The sequence below is a fragment of the Acinetobacter sp. NEB149 genome, assembly GCF_012516415.1.
GTDB classification, from domain to species: domain Bacteria; phylum Pseudomonadota; class Gammaproteobacteria; order Pseudomonadales; family Moraxellaceae; genus Acinetobacter; species Acinetobacter lwoffii_V.
Window position 1 is genome coordinate 76,796 of record NZ_CP051209.1, and the last position, 17,847, is coordinate 94,642.

Annotated in this window: 15 protein-coding genes and 4 pseudogenes; 10 read left to right on the forward strand and 9 right to left on the reverse strand. The window is 39.2% G+C overall.

All coding sequences use genetic code 11. The annotated features are described in order from the left end of the window. Positions 1-76: 76 nt before the first annotated feature. Positions 77-373, reverse strand: coding sequence for a hypothetical protein (locus tag HGD77_RS15875; protein ID WP_004281865.1), 297 nt, complete (start codon positions 371-373; stop codon positions 77-79). 148 nt (positions 374-521) lie between these two features. Between HGD77_RS15875 and HGD77_RS15880 the strand changes: the two genes are divergently transcribed. Continuing rightward, positions 522-1,202 carry a heavy metal response regulator transcription factor gene (locus HGD77_RS15880; RefSeq protein WP_004281866.1) on the forward strand — a complete coding sequence of 227 codons (681 nt, stop codon included), beginning with the start codon at positions 522-524 and terminating at the stop codon, positions 1,200-1,202. Continuing rightward, complete coding sequence (locus HGD77_RS15885) at positions 1,195-2,595, forward strand: heavy metal sensor histidine kinase (protein ID WP_004281867.1); 1,401 nt, start codon at positions 1,195-1,197, stop codon at positions 2,593-2,595. Before HGD77_RS15880 ends, HGD77_RS15885 begins: the two co-directional genes overlap by 8 nt. A gap of 38 nt (positions 2,596-2,633) precedes the next feature. Here the strand turns inward: HGD77_RS15885 and HGD77_RS15890 are convergent, their stop codons facing one another. Genes HGD77_RS15890 through HGD77_RS15910 form a run of 5 tightly spaced genes read right to left on the reverse strand, consistent with a single transcriptional unit; the run spans position 2,634 to position 7,678 of the window. Next, complete coding sequence (locus HGD77_RS15890) at positions 2,634-3,917, reverse strand: MgtC/SapB family protein (RefSeq protein ID WP_005264340.1); 1,284 nt, start codon at positions 3,915-3,917, stop codon at positions 2,634-2,636. After that, positions 3,914-6,289, reverse strand: coding sequence for a heavy metal translocating P-type ATPase (locus tag HGD77_RS15895; RefSeq protein WP_005265660.1), 2,376 nt, complete (start codon positions 6,287-6,289; stop codon positions 3,914-3,916). The genes HGD77_RS15890 and HGD77_RS15895 overlap by 4 nt, the downstream gene beginning before the upstream one ends. 11 nt (positions 6,290-6,300) lie before the next feature. Continuing rightward, on the reverse strand, positions 6,301-6,951 hold the full coding sequence (locus tag HGD77_RS15900) for a methyltransferase family protein (protein ID WP_004281871.1): 651 nt from the start codon (positions 6,949-6,951) through the stop codon (positions 6,301-6,303). 20 nt (positions 6,952-6,971) lie between these two features. After that, entirely contained in the window at positions 6,972-7,220 is a 249-nt protein-coding gene (locus HGD77_RS15905; RefSeq protein WP_004695740.1) for a DUF2933 domain-containing protein, read from the reverse strand. Between the two features lie 26 nt (positions 7,221-7,246). Next, positions 7,247-7,678 (reverse strand): hypothetical protein, encoded by a 432-nt coding sequence (locus HGD77_RS15910; protein ID WP_004695737.1) that lies wholly within the window; start codon positions 7,676-7,678, stop codon positions 7,247-7,249. Positions 7,679-7,979: 301 nt separating this feature from the next. On the opposite strand from HGD77_RS15910, the gene HGD77_RS15915 reads away from it, so the two are divergent. Next, positions 7,980-8,744: an IS5 family transposase gene (locus HGD77_RS15915; RefSeq protein WP_004645258.1), complete on the forward strand. Its 765-nt coding sequence runs from the start codon at positions 7,980-7,982 to the stop codon at positions 8,742-8,744. Between the two features lie 239 nt (positions 8,745-8,983). On the opposite strand, the pseudogene HGD77_RS15920 reads toward HGD77_RS15915, so the two are convergent. Continuing rightward, positions 8,984-9,253, reverse strand: a pseudogene (locus HGD77_RS15920) (transposase); the annotation flags it as partial. A 99-nt stretch (positions 9,254-9,352) separates the two neighbouring features. Between HGD77_RS15920 and HGD77_RS15925 the strand changes: the two are divergent. From HGD77_RS15925 to HGD77_RS15935, 3 genes and pseudogenes are all read left to right on the forward strand, one after another. After that, positions 9,353-9,484 (forward strand): annotated as a pseudogene (locus HGD77_RS15925) (DUF4372 domain-containing protein); the annotation flags it as partial. Positions 9,485-9,596: 112 nt separating this feature from the next. Next, positions 9,597-10,565, forward strand: coding sequence for an IS30 family transposase (locus HGD77_RS15930; RefSeq protein WP_081398964.1), 969 nt, complete (start codon positions 9,597-9,599; stop codon positions 10,563-10,565). 15 nt (positions 10,566-10,580) lie between these two features. After that, positions 10,581-11,594, forward strand: a pseudogene (locus HGD77_RS15935) (IS4 family transposase); the annotation flags it as partial. 313 nt (positions 11,595-11,907) lie between these two features. On the opposite strand, the gene HGD77_RS15945 reads toward HGD77_RS15935, so the two are convergent. Together HGD77_RS15945 and HGD77_RS15950 are read right to left on the reverse strand one after the other, a co-directional pair. Beyond that, the gene (locus tag HGD77_RS15945; protein WP_004647755.1) at positions 11,908-12,363 is read right to left on the reverse strand and encodes a helix-turn-helix domain-containing protein; all 456 of its coding nucleotides are present in this window, start codon (positions 12,361-12,363) and stop codon (positions 11,908-11,910) included. A gap of 225 nt (positions 12,364-12,588) precedes the next feature. Next, positions 12,589-12,831 carry a DUF2789 family protein gene (locus tag HGD77_RS15950; protein ID WP_004281876.1) on the reverse strand — a complete coding sequence of 81 codons (243 nt, stop codon included), beginning with the start codon at positions 12,829-12,831 and terminating at the stop codon, positions 12,589-12,591. Between the two features lie 351 nt (positions 12,832-13,182). Here HGD77_RS15950 and HGD77_RS15955 point away from each other — a divergent pair, with 351 nt between their 5' ends. From HGD77_RS15955 to HGD77_RS15970, 4 genes and pseudogenes are all read left to right on the forward strand, one after another. Then, positions 13,183-13,563 (forward strand): copper resistance protein CopC, encoded by a 381-nt coding sequence (locus HGD77_RS15955; RefSeq protein ID WP_004281877.1) that lies wholly within the window; start codon positions 13,183-13,185, stop codon positions 13,561-13,563. 64 nt (positions 13,564-13,627) lie between these two features. Further along, positions 13,628-14,508 (forward strand): annotated as a pseudogene (locus tag HGD77_RS15960) (copper resistance D family protein). A gap of 469 nt (positions 14,509-14,977) precedes the next feature. Then, positions 14,978-15,172, forward strand: coding sequence for a heavy-metal-associated domain-containing protein (locus HGD77_RS15965; RefSeq protein ID WP_004281879.1), 195 nt, complete (start codon positions 14,978-14,980; stop codon positions 15,170-15,172). Between the two features lie 178 nt (positions 15,173-15,350). Beyond that, positions 15,351-17,828 (forward strand): heavy metal translocating P-type ATPase, encoded by a 2,478-nt coding sequence (locus HGD77_RS15970; protein WP_004281880.1) that lies wholly within the window; start codon positions 15,351-15,353, stop codon positions 17,826-17,828. Positions 17,829-17,847 lie beyond the last annotated feature (19 nt).

Consider the following 17,847-nt stretch of genomic DNA (forward strand, 5'->3'; position numbering starts at 1 on the left):
TAGAAAGGTCAAGATTGAAGTAATAAAGCAAATATTTAGTATAAACTTTAATACTTCTTTCTCGCTATTTATAAAATTATTTATTGCTACTAGGCATATTCATCTTTGAATGATCCATTTTAGAATGGTCCATATTCATCATAGAATGATCCATTTTTGACATGTCAGATGAGTTAGGAGACTGATGTTGACTATGATCTTGCTGAGTCTTGTCATCTTTTTCCATTTTACAAGGTTTTGTACAAGGTTCCTGTGCTTTTACCGTTTTAGTGGCACTTGAGGTTGATACATCTTTTGCCCAAGATTGAGTACCAGCAATTAAAGTTCCAGCACACATTAAAATTGTTAGACTACGACGCACTACAGTTTTCATAAGTTTCTCTAAAAGTTAATTTCTTGCTACTACAATAAAGTGAAGCACTGAACATCTAAGTGACTTGAAAATGACATTTTTGTAATCTATCTCGATCAGATGTTTTATAACGTTATTATAGTTTTAATGAATAACTTAGGATTCTGAGATGAGAATACTATTAGTTGAAGATGAACAAAAAACTGGTGATTATCTCAAGCAAGGTTTATCCGAAGCTGGCTATATTACGGACTGGGTTACAGATGGGTTAACGGGTAAACATCAAGCTCTTTCTGAAGAGTATGACTTAATTATTTTAGACGTGATGTTACCTGGACTAAATGGTTGGAATATTATCAATGATATTCGTAGCAGCGGTAAAACAATGCCCATTCTTTTTCTTACCGCCCGAGATCAAATCGAAGATCGAGTAAAAGGATTAGAGCTAGGCGCTGATGATTATTTAGTTAAGCCTTTTGCTTTTGCAGAGCTTCTAGCTCGAATAAAAACGCTCCTTAGACGAGGGCAACAAAGAGAAGATAGTAATATTATTAAGATTGCTGATTTAGAACTTGATTTGAGAAAACGTCGGGTAACGCGAGCGGGTCAACGCATTGATCTGACGGCAAAAGAATTCGCGCTTATGGAACTTTTTATGCGTAGACGAGGTGAAATTTTACCAAGAGCGCTGATTGCTTCTCAAATTTGGGATATGAATTTTGATAGTGATACGAATGTCGTTGAAGTCGCTATTAAACGATTAAGAAGTAAAGTTGACAGTAACTTTACTCCCAAATTAATTCAGAATATTCGAGGAATGGGGTATGTACTAGAGGTAGAGGATGAATAATAATTTATTCAGAGCGATCAGTTTCCGGATCGGTATCATTTTCTCATTATCTACTATTTTCATTCTAATTATTATGGGTTTGTTCATAAATAAATTAGTAATGCATCATTTTGAAACTCAAGACCGTACCCAATTAGAAGGTAAAATCCAGCTTATTCAGAATCTTCTCCAACAGCATCCTAAAAATTCTCCAGAACTTAATCTTTATTTAAGAGATGCGTTAGTTGGACACCATGATCTTATGGTCCAAATAGAACGACCGACAGGTAAAGTTTTATTTAGTTCAGCATCCTCAATCATTAATACTCAAAATTTAATCAAGTCAGCAAATAATTCATGGATTAAATGGCAAGTTCAAAATAAGACCTATCGTGGCATGATCTACACTACAGGTATAAATAGAAATTCTGAAATACAATCTGTACGAATTATTGTTGGGATCGATACATCAGAACATCTACATTTTCTAAAAGATTTTAAGCGTCAACTTTTGTATATTGGTTTGGCTGGTACAATTTGTTTAATGTTTTTAGGTTGGTTTGCAACCTGGAGAGGTTTAAGACCAGTGCAAAAAATGGCTAAGGTCGCAGAAGGAATTTCTGCTCAACATCTTTCAGAACGTTTAGAAGTTGAGCATACACCAACCGAACTAAAATCATTGGCAATCGCCTTCAATGCTATGCTGGACAGACTAGAGTCAGCTTTAGAAAAACTTTCCGATTTTTCATCTGATTTAGCACATGAAATTAGAACACCGATTAATAATTTAATGACCCAAACTCAAGTATGTCTCGCCCGTAACCGAGATATTGGTACTTATCAAGAAATACTATTTTCTAATTTAGAAGAATTTGAACGTTTGGCTCGAATGGTGTCCGATATGCTTTTCTTGGCAAAAGCAGAACATGGCTTAAATTTACAGAACTTACAGAATATTGACCTCATTAAAGAAGTTACCGCTTTATTTGATTTCTATGACGCTCTAGCTGCCGAAAAAAATATGACACTTCAACAAACAGGATCTGGCAATGTAAAAGGTGATCCTGCTATGTTACGTCGCGCACTCAGCAACCTATTGTCTAATGCAGTTAAATATGGAAACAAGAATTCTACAATACAGATAAAACTTCAACAGAATTTAGATAACACAATATTTTCAATTGAAAATGAAGGCCCTGAACTCTCTCCTGAACAACTATCCAGATTATTTGATCGTTTTTATCGAACAGATGCGTCTAGACAAAGAACAGAAGAAGGAACCGGCTTAGGGCTTGCCATAACAAAATCTATTCTTGATATGCTTGGGGCGACCATCCAGGCTGAATCCCTCAATGGTCGAATCATTTTTACCATTGTTTTTCAAAGTGAATCCATGCAAGGGGAATCATTTTAACTCATTTTTTGAACATCTTCCATTTACCCGAGTTGACCTTACATAAAGCTCAAACTGAGAGCCAGAGCTACGCCAGCACCTATCATGGCAATTGTGTAGCCAAATATGATAGCTCGGCCAAACTGTGCCCCCCCTGTCATCCATGCAATTGTCGCTTTGCTTAACATGTTGCTCAGTGTGGCCAGCCCTAGCGCGACAGCAGCCACATTTGTTGTTAAGCCTTCAGTACTATGCAGGCGGGCAAGTGAGACTAAAATAGCATCTACGTCTGCTAGCCCAGAAATAGTCGATAATACGAAGATGCCGCTGGTGCCCAACCATTGTTTTGCTGCCGGGACCAAGACTGCCATGACAGCCAGGAAAGCAGCGAAGCTGAATGCTGTCCCAAGATCAAAAGGAGCCATTGCTTCTATTGTTCGATCGTTGTTTTCAGCGCTGGTAATTTGGCGTTGTCTCCACAATGCCATACCCAGCAGAAGGATTCCCGCAATCATCATTGCACCACCAAAAGTGCTTAGCAATGCTGGCTCAATGACGCCTATCAGCACAACCATACGAAAAAACATGATGCCACAGGCAGCCAATGTTCCAGAAATAGCAGCACTGACCATGACGGGGTGCTGGCGTGTATAGCGTGCCAGTGCGACAGTTGCAGCTGTAGAAGATGCCAAACCACCCAATAGACCTGTCCAGAATATGCCTCTTTCTGAACCGGTAAGCCGCATGGCAAAATGACCTGCCAGAGAGAGTCCGGCAATCAGGATCACTGCCCACCATAACTGGTAAGGATTTAATGCAGCAAAAGGTCCCATACCCGTATTGGGTAAGTAAGGTAATATAACGACAGAAAGTACCAGTAACTGCAGGGATGCGGTTAATTCACGATGTTCGATCAAGCGTAACCAACCATGTAAGGTTGGCTTGAGATCCAAAAATACAGCCACGATGACAGCCGCGGTTAATGCTAAAGTAACATTACCATGGGATGCATATGCACCTAAAACTAATGTCAACAGCATCGCGATCGTCGTGGTAGCGCTTAAATTACCGGAAATTTTTGCGGTACGCGCGTAGGATACCGTAAGTAAAAGGGAAAGCCCTAATACGGCTGCGACTAGTGGCCAAGGCCCAAAGTTTGGCTGTAAATGACCGAGCACTCCTCCGAGTAATCCTGTCAATGTGAAGGTACGTAGGCCTGCTACTCGGCTGCCTTCTGGCAGTTCACGATCATTCCATCCTCGTTCTAAACCAATGAGCAGGCCGATGGCAAGTGCTGCAATCAGGCCTGATACATCTGGTGGAAGAAAAAGACTCTCTATCATAGCTTTTTATGTCGCAGGCGAAGGGCATTGGTGATCACTGAAGCGGAGCTAAAACTCATGGCCAAGGCCGCAATCATGGGTGACAACAACCAACCGGTAAATGGGTAGAGTACGCCAGCTGCTATTGGGATACCCAAGGCATTATAAAGGAAAGCAAACATGAGGTTCTGTTTCATGTTGCCAACAGTAGCTTCCGAAAGTGAACGGGCAGCCGCGATACCGCGTAAATCTCCCTTGACCAAGGTAACTTGAGCACTATTCATTGCGACATCAGTTCCGGTCCCCATAGCGATACCGACATCAGCTTTAGCCAAGGCTGGTGCATCATTGATGCCATCGCCGGCCATTGCCACGATGCGACCTTGCTTCTGCAATTTGCTGACAAGTTCGAGTTTATCTGCGGGTTTAACTTCACCATGTACCTCATCAATACCCAGACGTGATGCGACTGAACGGGCAGTGGTGAGACCATCTCCTGTTGCCATCACGATACGTAGTCCAGCTTCCTTCAGGGTGGCAAGTGCTTCAGGGGTACTTTTTTTGATGGGATCGGATACTGCAAGCAGGCCGGCCAATTCACCATTGATGGCTAGATGCATCACACTTGCACCTTCTGAACGCAGCTCTTCGGCTTGCGGAATCAGAGATTGTACCGAGATACCTAATTGCTCCATCAGTGCTGTGTTGCCCAAAGCTAACTGACGATCGCCCACTTGACCTCGAACACCAATCCCTGAGCCTGATTCAAAATTATCTGGTGTTTCAAGAGGCAGGCCACGTTCGTGTGCTGCGTTTACAATCGCTTCGGCTAGCGGGTGTTCACTGCCTTGATCAAGACTGGCGGCTAAACGTAATACTTCAGATTCATCGAAACCTGATGCGGCAACCACACGATCGAATACAGGGCGTCCTTCAGTTAACGTACCTGTTTTATCGATGATTAGTGTGTCAATTTTGCGTAGATTCTCAATGGCTGCTGCATCGCGGAACAACACACCATGAGTAGCACCTTGACCCGTTGCAACCATGATAGACATTGGAGTTGCCAAGCCTAGTGCACAAGGACAGGCAATAATGAGTACTGCCACAGCATTGATTAATGCATAAACCCAGCTCGACTCTTCTGGGCCGAACAGTCCCCATCCAAAGAAGGTAAGCAAGGCAATGGCTACTACAGCCATGACAAACCAACCTGCAACCTGATCAGCCATGCGTTGCATTGGTGCTCTCGATCGTTGAGCTTGCGCCACCATCTGTACGATCTGGGATAACATGGTACTTGAACCAATTTTCTCTGAACGCATGATTAGGGAACCATTGGTATTCAGGGTAGCACCAATGACTTTATCACCGATGCGTTTAGTGATAGGTAAAGGTTCACCTGTCAGCATCGATTCATCCACTGAACTACTTCCTTCAGTGATTACACCATCCACAGGCACTTTTTCACCTGGGCGAATTCTGAGTAAATCTCCTACATGGACATGCGTTAGAGGAACATCTTCTTCAGTTCCATCAGGCAGGATTCGGCGAGCTGTTTTAGGAGCGAGCCCAAGGAGTGACTTAATTGCAGCAGAAGTTTGCGAACGTGCTTTTAACTCCAATATTTGTCCCAGTAGGGTCAATGAAATGATGACCGCTGAAGCTTCAAAGTAAACAGCGACACGACCCATGGAAATAAATGAGTCTGGGAAGATTTGCGGTGCAATGGTTGCGACCACACTATAAATAAATGCAGCTCCAGTGCCCAAACCAATCAGCGTCCACATGTTCGGGCTGCGATTCACAACCGATTGCCAACCCCGGGAAAAAAATGGCCAACCTGCCCAAAGTACAATTGGGAGTGACAACACCAGTTCAATCCAGCTCTGAACAGCCATATTGAACAGGTTCATTTGATGACCAAACATCGCCAAAAAAGTCACGATGATGGTCAATGGCAGTGTCCACCAGAAGCGTCGGCGGAAATCACGTAACTCCGGATTCTCATCTTCCTCTAATTCAGGAATGAGTGGCTCCAGTGTCATTCCGCATTTAGGACAGTTTCCAGGATGATCTTGCCTGATTTCTGGATGCATTGGGCATGTATAGATGGTCGTACCTGTTGTGCTTGCCGCATTAACGTGTTGAACAGTCTGATGATGCTGTGTATGTGCATCGGCAGTCGTCGTTGCGGGTTTAGCGATATATTGCACCGGGCTGCTATGAAACTTTGATTGACATTTATCACTGCAAAAAAAGTAAGTTTTCCCCTTAAATTCCTCATGGTATTTCGATTCTTCAGTGACGGTCATACCACAGACTGGGTCTTTCAGTACGTCTGTTGTAGCCTGTGCCATATGGTCCTGGTTATGATTTTTTTGATCTGACATAAATAATTCTCTTATGGTAAAGTGGTTTTATGGCCGAATTTTGGAATAAATCTCGGAGTCTGTTGAGCATAGCTGTCATAGACAGCGCCAAACTGTTTACTCATTTCAGCCTCTTCCTTAATTGCCAAGCGGCTGTACATTAAGAGTAGGATTGGAAACATAATCAGTGTCAGTAAAGTTGGCCATTGCAATAAAAAACCCAGCAAGATCATCACAAAAGCCACGTATTGTGGGTGACGTATACGTGCATAAGGGCCTGTGATCGCTAAAGAATGCTGACGTTGCGCGTTGTACAGCACGTGCCATGACGTTGATAACAGGTAAAATCCATAGCCCAAGAAAACGTAACTGGCGATATGCAAAATGCCAAAATGTGGATCACCTTTTTCACCTAATAGCGTTGACCACAAGTGACCTGCATTATGAGAAAGTAAGTCAAGTTGAGGGAAGCGAGTTTGAAGCCAACCAGATAACAGGTAAATGGTTAAAGGAAAACCATACATTTCGACAAATAGAGCAATGATAAAAGCCGAAAAGGCCCCAAATGTACGCCAATCGCGCGCAGTGGAAGGTCTAAAAAAACTGAAAGCGAACATGATAAAAACTGCTGAGTTAATGATAACCAGCGTCCATAAACCATAAGCCGATTCCGCATGATTCATGATGGATCTCCTGATAAGAGCTATTTTTTGTTATCAGATATATCGGATTTTTTTTGCTGCGAGTGGTTATGCCCATGACCACCATGCATAAAAATATGCATCAGTGGACACGCTAAAAGGAATAAATAAGGCAAAGCACCGATAACGTGGGCTAAATGTTCCGTTAATAGAAAATAAGCTGCGATACCACCCAGCACGATTAGACCAATGGCATAACGTGTAGACCAAAAGTTAGGTACTGAATTATTTTCTTGGTGTTGGTGATTCATGGTGCTTTCCCCTAATTCATGGGTAACTATTTAGTTGCTGACGGAGGCATACAGTCCATCATCATCTGCATCATGGATTGCATCATGTCCATACGTTTTTCCATCATCTGCTGACGGTCAGCCATATTTGCATTCATGCTTTGGCTGCCCATCTGTTTCATCATACTCATACCTCCTTGCATGAGTTTCATGTGCTCAGCCATAAGTTTCTGACGTTCTTGTGGGGTTTTTGCAGCCATCATCTTCTCATGCATGGCTTGCATCGCCTTCATGTGTTGATCCATTGCAGCCATTTTATCTGTAGCAGTGGTGCTGGTAACTGTTTGCTTAATTGTTACTGCAGATGGTGCTGTTTTTTCAGGGTGGTGATCTTTGTGTTCATCGGATTGCTGTGCAAATGTATTCAATGACGCGGCTGCGATACATAAGCCCAAAAAAATGTTTTTGAATTTCATCATAATTTTTTCCTTTAAATAATTTGGAAGTAAAAGCTATGTTTTAGTACTGAACAGAGTCTAGGAATTTGACTACTAAACTGATGAAATTTTTGGTTATTCTCTGTCTCTCTTAAAAATTTTAGCACTATTAATTAATTATTTTTAAAAATGACAAAAATGTAATTTTGAGATCTTCTCGAAATATATAGTCTATGCTGAGATGACAAAAATTTTATTTAATATTAGGGTCTGTTGACATTTACTGTTCAAAAAAATAGCGAGAAAGTAAAATTTAATCGCCAAACCAAATTTACTTCTCGCTATGCCTCGTACAATGCTGAATGATCAACACTGGTCTAAGTTACTTTCTATTTTCCGAAATTTTGATATCTATTTCAAATCTAATTTGAGAAATTTTGTCGAAGCAATACTTTATAGAATAAGAACAGGCTGCCCATGGCGTGATTTGCCTAAAGAATTTGGTTCGTATAACTCAATCTTTAAAAAATATAATCGTTGGTGTAAAAATGATAAGTTAATGAAAATATTTAAATTAATTTCTTCAAGTGCTGATATGGAATGGGTTTTTATTGATGGTAGTCATGTTCGGGCACACCAACATTCTGCTGGAATAAAAGATCAGGATATTTCTAAAAGCATTGGTGGAAATAGTTCTAAAATACACTTAGCTGTTGATGCGGATGGCAATCCAATCGAAATTATTATCTCCGATGGAACGATACATGATGTCAAGATTGCTCCCAAAATGATTGAAAAACTTGATTTGAGTGAAACGGAAGTATGTTGTGCAGACAAAGGATATGACTCTGAATCATTAAGAGAACAAATATCTGCGAAAAAAACTAAAGCGAATATTCCAAGAAAATCAAATACTCAGTCAAATAATGATCATATGGATTGGTATTTATATAAAATCAGACACTTAGTTGAGAATGCATTTTGTAGGTTAAAGCAGTTCAGAGGAATAGCAACACGATATGATAAGCTAAAGTGTAGCTATGAGGGGGCAGTTGCATTAGCTTGTATATTTATTTGGCTACCTTTATCGGGTAAATTCTATACTTGAAATGTCAACAGACCCTAATCTTTTAAAACTATTAAAGTTGTTATGATTTTATGTGCTTAAAAAAATAAAAATGAAATGATTAGATGACTCCAAGGCTAGTTAGAGACACATTCTTAATGTAATTTACACTGTTATTCCTTTAAAGAAAAAATACAGTTGATCAAAATAGTTTTTTATAGAAAAAAGGGTGGATAATTTAATTATTAAACTTATTGGTATATTTATTAGATAAGTTGTCATTAAAAAGTAAACATGTATTCTTTTCCGAATTGGTTTGATACTTTCTCCACCCATTGCTCTATTTTGTCAGCTGTCATGACTTGAAAATCTCGCCAATAATATTTCATCTGCTTCCATACCATCTCGATTCGATTTAACTCAGGGCTATAAGCTGGAATAAAATACAGATTCGTCGAAAAGTTAGTTTTAAGTAGCTCTCTGTAATCAGCCATCTTTTTACTTCTATGAATCGAGGCATTATCAACAATAAGAACCAATGGAAGGTTATACATCACTGCTGTCCCATAGTTTGATTTAAATAAAAAACCTGAGTCCAAATCGTTAAAATATGAGTGCAAGCAAACACTTTAACGACCAGGATTCAGGTTTTGTCACATCAGAATACCGTATTTCATCAGCTTATTAAACCCGTCGTGCGACAGGATTTTGAGCAACTTGCTAAAGTACACCATGTTGGACAGAAATTTAGAGCGGCTTCAAGATGGGATCAGTTTATTGCCAGGCAGAGTAAAACTTGAAGTGCGACATAAACCACCTAATTAATTTAAAGGGTTTATGGAGTATATAAAATTGTCATACCATCATCTTAACTTTGAAGATCGTACTGCATTAATGCTTGAGTCAAGAAAAGAAGGCTTTTCAGCCAGAAAATTTGCTGAACTCATTAAAAGACATCCTAGTACGATCTATCGTGAGCTTAAAAGAAATAGCATCAATGACGTTTATCAAGCTCAATATGCTTCTGATAACACCTTCGCTAGACGTAGACGTGGTCACAGAAAACTCAAAATCGATTCAATCCTCTGGAAATTTATTGTTGAAGCGATCCGTTGTTTATGGTCTCCTCAGCAAATAGCAAAGCGTTTAAAGACATTTCCTGATTTGGATCAAACAATGAATGTAAGCCATACAACGATTTATTCAACGATACGAGCATTACCAAAGGGTGAGTTGAAAAAAGACTTATTATCCTGTCTGCGTCATGAAAATAAAAAGCGAAAAGCTAACGGTGAACCTAAAAAAGATTCTATATTACAGGATATTAAAACTATTCATGAGCGCCCAGCCGAAGTTCAAGAAAGAAAAATACCGGGTCATTGGGAAGCTGATTTAATTAAAGGTAAAGACAATAAAAGTTCGATAGCAACACTTATTGAACGAAATACACGGCTCTGTATCTTGGCAACATTACCTGATGCAAAGGCAGAATCAGTGCGCAAGGCTTTAACTGAAGCTCTGAAATATTTACCTGCAGAACTGCGTAAAACGTTGACCTATGACCGTGGACGCGAGATGGCAGAACATAAAATACTTGAAGAAGATTTAGGCATAGATGTATATTTCTGTGACCCACATTCACCCTGGCAAAAAGGCACATGCGAAAATATGAATGGTTTAATTAGGCAATATTTACCTAAAGGGATTGATTTAAATCAGGCAGATCAGCATTATTTAAATCAAGTTGCCATGTCACTGAATACTCGTCCTAGAAAAGCGTTAGATTGGCTTACACCATTAGAGAAATTTGCTCAGCTTGTTGATTATCATAAGACTTTTCAAACTGTCGCACCTCATGTTTGAATTCGCCCCATCTTGATGTCTCAACTTTCCTGCAGGCAAAGTCTGAGAGATATTCAATCCAATCTGGAGTGCCAACAGGACAAACTGAGTCATTTCGGAGCAAAGTCTATTCCCCGAAGTACACTGGCACGAATCAATGAGCAGCAGCCTGCTGCCTTGTATCAACAGCTCTTTTACAAGTTGCTTAAATACTATGAACACTCAAAAGTAGCCCATAAATTTCGCTTTAAGAATCCATTATATTCCCTGGATGCCAGTCATATTGACCTGTCGCTTTCCTTATGTGAATGGGCCAAAGTTCACGACTCAAAAGCCAGCATGAAACTCAGCATAGGATTGAATCACAGCAATGATATTCCTGAGTTTATTGCAGTTGAAAATGGTAAAGAAAATGACATGTTACAAGGCCGAAAATTCCAGTTTCCCGCTGGCAGCATTGTGGTCTTTGATAAAGGCTATGTCGATTATCAATGGTATGCGAATCTAAGCGCTCAAAACGTTAGCTTTGTGACACGTTTTAGACCTAAATCGGTGTATCAGGTGATCCAGCAACATCCCGTGCTTGAATCCAAAGGCATTCTAAAAGATGAAACCATTCAGCTAAATAGCGCACATGCCCTAAAAAGAAAAGCCCCCGTATTAAGAAGAATTGAATATAGAGATCAGCAAAGTGGCAAGCACTTTAGCTTTCTCAGCAATAACTTTCATCTAGCTGCCTCTACCATTGCAGCGATTTACAAAGACCGCTGGAAAGTTGAATTGTTCTTTAAAGCGATTAAACAGAACCTGAAATTAAAAGCCTTTTTAGGCCGAAGCAAGAACGCCATTCAGACGCAAATCTGGATTGCGATGATCGCCTATTTACTGGTAAGTTTCGCTCAACATTTAGGGAAAACAGGTTGGACAGTTCAACGTTTACTCAGAATAATTCAAGTGAATTTGTTTGAAAGAAGAACTTTAAAAGCTTTATTTTCACCCGATAAAATACCCATAAAACAAGAGGAAGCTCAAATGAGCTTCCTCTTGTGAAAAATTGTGGGACAGCAATGGGTTATACATCTGTTTTACTTGTTGAGCTATTCCAGTTAAATAGGCATAAAACCAAGTGCTTTTCACTGACTCTTGTAAACAACTAGTCACCAGTTTCCCCGTTGAAAGCAAACACCCCATGACATTAACTCGTTTTAATCTTATTGCATCAACCGCATGAACATCACCTATCTTTGTCCACGCATAGCGGTTATCAGGTGTAGATGAAAATCCTGTTTCATCAACATAACCTAATATAATTTCACCACGTGCCGCTTGCTCTCGTAATTCTTCAATCTGCTGTGTTGCTTGTTCAAATGCAATCGGATCTCTTTTTTTTCAAGCTATGACGGGTACGCTTGAAGACCATACCTGAATCACGTAAAAACTTACGAATGGTTTCAACAGACACGGACACTTCGTATTCTTCATGTAGTTTGACTCGGATTTGTTCTGCATTGAGTGGACTTGTATTGACCCAATCTAGGATTTTCGCCTGATAGTCTGAGATCAATGTATTGGGTCGACCTGAGCGATGACCTTCTTTAATCGATTCAAACTCATACAATTCCCAACGTCGGCGTTGTAGCCTTATGGTTTCTGGGATACGTTCTTGTAGAGTGGCAACTTCCGCAACACTTTTACCTTCGGAAAGCCAGAGAATAGTTTGGGCACGTTGCCTTTCACGCCAATGTTTTGCATGCTTGACCAGAAAAATGAGTCGTTCTCGCTGTTCTAAACTAAGTGGTACAGAAACAATTCTAGGCATGTGTGAACATCTGTTAACTAAAAAAACCTTTTCGCATCATTAGTTATTTTTGTCAACTTAGAAGGTAAAGAAGATTATTTTTAATATTAGGGTTTATAATCCAAATTTCAGAGTAAGGAATCTACTACTTATATAATAGAGATTCCATCTCCAAAACAGTACTACTGTATGAATGAGTTGTATTCAATGCAGGGAAGAATGTAGATCCTTAATACTAACGGAAAATTATTTTACTGAATTTTCATGTAAAGACTCATTTAATTGATCAATCACTGTCGTCCATTCACCATCAGAGTGTAGTTTTTCTTCTAAAAAATGACGTTGAGCATCAGTCCAAAAAATTGCTTGTGTTAAAAAAACATCTCCAGCTAGCTGATGGCTCTCTATGAATTTTGCAATTGCTTCTTCAGTAGAAGCTAAACCAAGCTGTTCAAATAATTTGGTCATTCTTGGACGTGTTTGAGTCATGTGCTTAGCCCACAAATTTATATTAGATCAAATTAAACATAACATGTTTATATTTAAACTAAAATATAAAAAATTAAATAGCTACTATTTTCTTAGTCAAAATGATTACTACATTTCATAAATCAACCACCTACATAATTTGTTTGTTAAATGATCATTATTTTTCAATAAGATTATTTTAATAGTTAAAGATTTTAAATTTTAAAAATGACAAAAATGTAATTTTGAAGTCATCGCTCTGTTTCTGTCTCTCACTAATAATTGAAATATAAGAGGAGATGATGTGGTCTCATTAAATATAGATTTTATAAAGTCATCTCTAATGAACTAACGAATCAAGAGGAAACGTAAATGAAATTATTTCAAAATAAAATGACTGCTCTACGTAATGTTGTAGTAGCTGCAACGATGATTGTGGCTACTACAACTACGTTCGCTCATGTGAGTTTAGTGAGTGCGATTCCTGCGGAAAATGCATCTATCCTTAGTCAACCAAAGAACTTGACCCTTAACTTTGGTGCAGAGGTTATGTTGATGAATATTAAGTTACTGGATGCTCAGCGAAGAGATGTTCCTTTAAAATATGAAGTTACTCATGACTTAAAGAAATCCTTTGATGTCGCTCTTCCGAAACTGAAAAAAGGTAAATATACCGTTGTCTGGACAACAATGGGGAAAGATGGTCACAACATGAATGGTGAATATAGTTTCACTATCAAATCAACTAAATAAGAATTGATTACCTTTCAACATGTCAGTGAGGTGCTGGCATGTTGTTCTAGAATGGACAAAAATAATGATTTCTGAATATTGGATGTGGGCCACTTGGTTAACTAAGGTTATTTTATATTTAAGTGTAGCTTTTGTCGTTGGTGGAGCCTTTTGCTATTTTTTACTTAGACAATATCTTGAACTAAAAGAATCGATTCTTAAATATATTACAATTGGCGCTGGATTAGGCCTAATTTCCAGTACCTTGGGATTTTTATTCTGATTGGTAGTTTTGCCAATACTGGTATTACAGGTATGGTGGACCCCACGTATATTAATATATTGGTTAATACTCCGACGGGGTATATATACGTTCTTCGTTCTATTAGTTTTGCTCTTTTACTTCTTCTCATGGTGGTTAAACTTAACAGGAACAAAGGTCAGTTTTCTATAATTGAAAGTTCAATATTTTGTATTTTACTTATCCCGATTATTTTTAGTTTTTCCCAGCTCGGACATGTCGCTAATTTAACCTTACTTGCTCAAATTTTATTATCAATCCATATTCTAGTTATGTCGTTATGGATGGGGTCTTTATATCCGTTATGGAAAACCAGCCGGGAAATAAGTGGTTTACCTTTAAAAGATCGCATGCATGTATTTGGACGTATTGCTGCTTTCATTGTTGGGATATTAATCGCCTGTGGCGCTAGTGTAGCTCTTCTTTTAATTAAAGATTTTAATACCTTAATCAATACTGCATATGGCTATGGTTTCATGGTTAAAATGTTTTTTGTTATAAGTATTCTACTTTTAGCTGCCTTCAACAAATGGTATTTCACCCCGCGTCTTCAACATCCTAAATTCGCTAAACACCTTAGTCATGCCATTTTATTTGAGATGTTATTAGGTCTATCAATTCTATTAACAACAGGCTATATAACCACTGTCGTGGGTATTGAATAAGAGAATTTCAAAATAAGGGAATTGAGGAAATTTAACATTACTGCATTTATCTTTTGTAGCTGAGCAATAAAGTTTCTACTGGACTGTCAACTTACGACAATCAGAACAGTAAAATCGCATCATGAGGCATTATACATAAAGGTAGTCACCGGTTTTTAGCTTATCTTCAACCCATAACGGTCTCATCTATTCAGTTCACTACCATTGATTGAAATAACTAATCTTATAAATTTCAGAGTGATCGTAGATGACAGAAATGTCATTTTAAAGTCACGTTAATGTTGGTTAAGTACTTTTAGTGTAGTCATTAGAACACTCTTCTTTGGAATACTCTGAAGAAAACTGTAAGGTTGTAAACAGACCAAGTTACAGCGAGTCACTGATTCAGAAAAAGGCTGGTTGTATGGTGAAAGTTTAGAGTTACTGTTCTAATGTTTTAAACAAATGTTTTGTTAAAAAGGAGCAACATATGAAATTTCACATCGCTAATATGACTTGTGGTGGTTGTGCACGCGGCATTACTACCGCAATTAAAGAGCTCGACTCGAATGCCTCACTCGATATTGATTTACAAAACCGTATTGTTGAAATCAACACAACGGTGAGTCAGGATCAAGTCATTGCCACTCTCAGTGAGCGTGGATTTACAGCTGATCCTGCTTAATCTCTGTTAGAGTAACAGTGGGAATTCCTTACCACTTTTACTCTCTCTTATTTTCCTCATCGTACAGATAAAACCTGTACTTGCTTGAAATAAAAGTAATCCCTGAATTCCCCCTAATCTTGGTTCGAGCTGATCTTCGCATATAGAACTCAGCATATCTAAATGATAGAGATCGTATATGAGTACCGAAATGACTGATACGCCACACTACAGTGAAACATTAGAGATTGAGGGGATGACATGTGCTTCTTGTGTAGGCCGTGTGGAAAAAGCTTTAAAATCTGTTGAGGGTGTTGAATCGGCTCATGTAAATCTGGCTACCGAAAAAGCAGTCATTTATGCGCATCAACCACTTGATCGCGCTACTTTAATTAAAGCCGTAGAAAAAGCAGGCTACGAAGTGGAAGCGCTGCAACCAATAGAGCTTACGATTGAGGGTATGTCATGTGCTTCTTGTGTAGGTCGAGTAGAAAAGGCCTTAAAATCTGTTGAGGGTGTGGAATCAGCTCATGTAAATCTGGCTACTGAAAAAGCGACTATTCAGGCAAGCTCATCTGTCACTCGTGACTCGTTAATTCAGGCTGTCACCAAAGCAGGGTTTGAAGCAAAGTCAGTTCATCAAACTACGGAAAGCTTTCAAGATAAAAAAAATATTGAATTAGAAAAACTTAAAAAAGATTTAATTTTGTCAGTCTTATTGACTCTACCCGTTTTTATTTTAGAAATGGGATCACACCTGATTCCCGCCTTTCATACGTTTATGATGGATAACATTGGCCAACAAAATAGCTGGTTAATGCAATTTTTCTTGACCACAGTAGCATTAATTTTTCCAGGCCGACGCTTCTTTAAAAAGGGCATCCCAAGTTTATTCCGCTTAGCACCAGACATGAATTCCTTGGTGGCTGTAGGAACATTGGCTGCTTATCTTTATTCAGTGGTTGCTACTTTCTTTCCAAGTGTCCTGCCACAAGGCACGGTCAATGTTTATTATGAAGCTGCAGCGGTTATTATCACTTTAATTCTATTAGGTAGATTTTTTGAAGCCAAGGCAAAAGGCCGAACGTCTTTAGCAATTCAACATCTAGTTGGAATGCAGCCTAAAGTTGCCAGAATACAGCTCAATAATCAGGTGATAGAAGTTCCGATTGCCGAAGTTCAAACAGGAACGATTGTAGAGATTAGACCAGGCGAGCGTATCCCTGTCGATGGTGAAGTTATTCACGGCCAAAGTTTTATTGATGAATCCATGATTACTGGCGAGCCTATGCCCGTTGAAAAAACGATAGGCTCTACTGTGGTAGGAGGAACAATTAACCAAAGTGGCAGCTTAAATATCAAAGCCACCTCTGTTGGTAGTTCATCAGTGCTTTCTCAAATCATCCGAATGGTTGAACAGGCACAGGGTTCCAAGCTGCCTATTCAGGCATTGGTTGATAAAATTACCATGTGGTTTGTACCTGTAGTAATGGGTCTCTCTCTTTTAACTTTTATTACTTGGTTTATCTTCGGCCCTGAGCCAGCCCTAACGTTTAGCTTAGTTAATGCAGTTGCGGTACTCATTATTGCATGTCCTTGTGCAATGGGACTTGCAACGCCTACATCAATCATGGTGGGAACTGGGCGTGGTGCTGAAATGGGTGTTTTATTCCGTAAAGGGGAAGCTTTGCAGCTGCTCAAAGAAACTAAAGTGGTTGCTGTTGATAAAACAGGGACCCTGACTGAAGGGAAACCAATTTTAACCGATCTGCATGTCTTAGAAGGGTTTGAATACAATGCCGTACTTTCACTTATGGCAGCCGTTGAATCAAAGTCTGAGCATCCTATTGCTCGAGCAATTGTACAAGCCGCTATAGATAAGGAATTAATTCTGTCTCCTGTTGCTGATTTCAAGTCAGTCACGGGCTATGGAATAGAAGCAACGGTGTCTGAACATTTGGTTCATATTGGTGCAGATCGATATATGGAAAAACTAGGTTTGAATCCTAATGTTTTTTCTCAATTTTCGGATCGTTTGGGAGAAGAAGGAAAAACCCCTCTCTATGTTGCGATTGACCAGAAACTTGCTGCCATTATTGCTGTAGCAGATCCAATTAAAGAATCAACATTTGCTGCAATTGAAGCGTTACATCAGTTAGGTTTAAAGGTTGCCATGATTACAGGTGATAACCGTCATACAGCTCAAGCGATTGCAAAAAAACTAGGTATTGATGAGGTTATTGCAGAAGTCTTACCAGAAGGTAAAATAGAGGCCGTTAAAAAATTAAAAAATCAATATGGTAAACTCGCATATGTTGGAGATGGCATTAATGATGCCCCTGCACTTGCAGAAGCAGATATTGGTTTAGCAATAGGTACAGGTACAGACGTAGCTATTGAAGCTGCTGATGTGGTTTTGATGTCTGGCAACCTGAAAGGAGTGCCAAATGCTATCGCTTTAAGCAAAGCGACTATAACCAATATTCGTGAAAATTTATTTTGGGCATTTGTTTACAATGCAGCTCTGATTCCTATTGCAGCAGGTGTACTTTATCCGCAATTTGGACTGCTACTTTCTCCTGTATTTGCTGCTGGTGCAATGGCTCTCTCGTCAATATTTGTACTAGGAAATGCTTTACGATTAAAACGTTTTAAAGCCCCCCTTGCAATTATTTAACCATTTTTTATATACATTG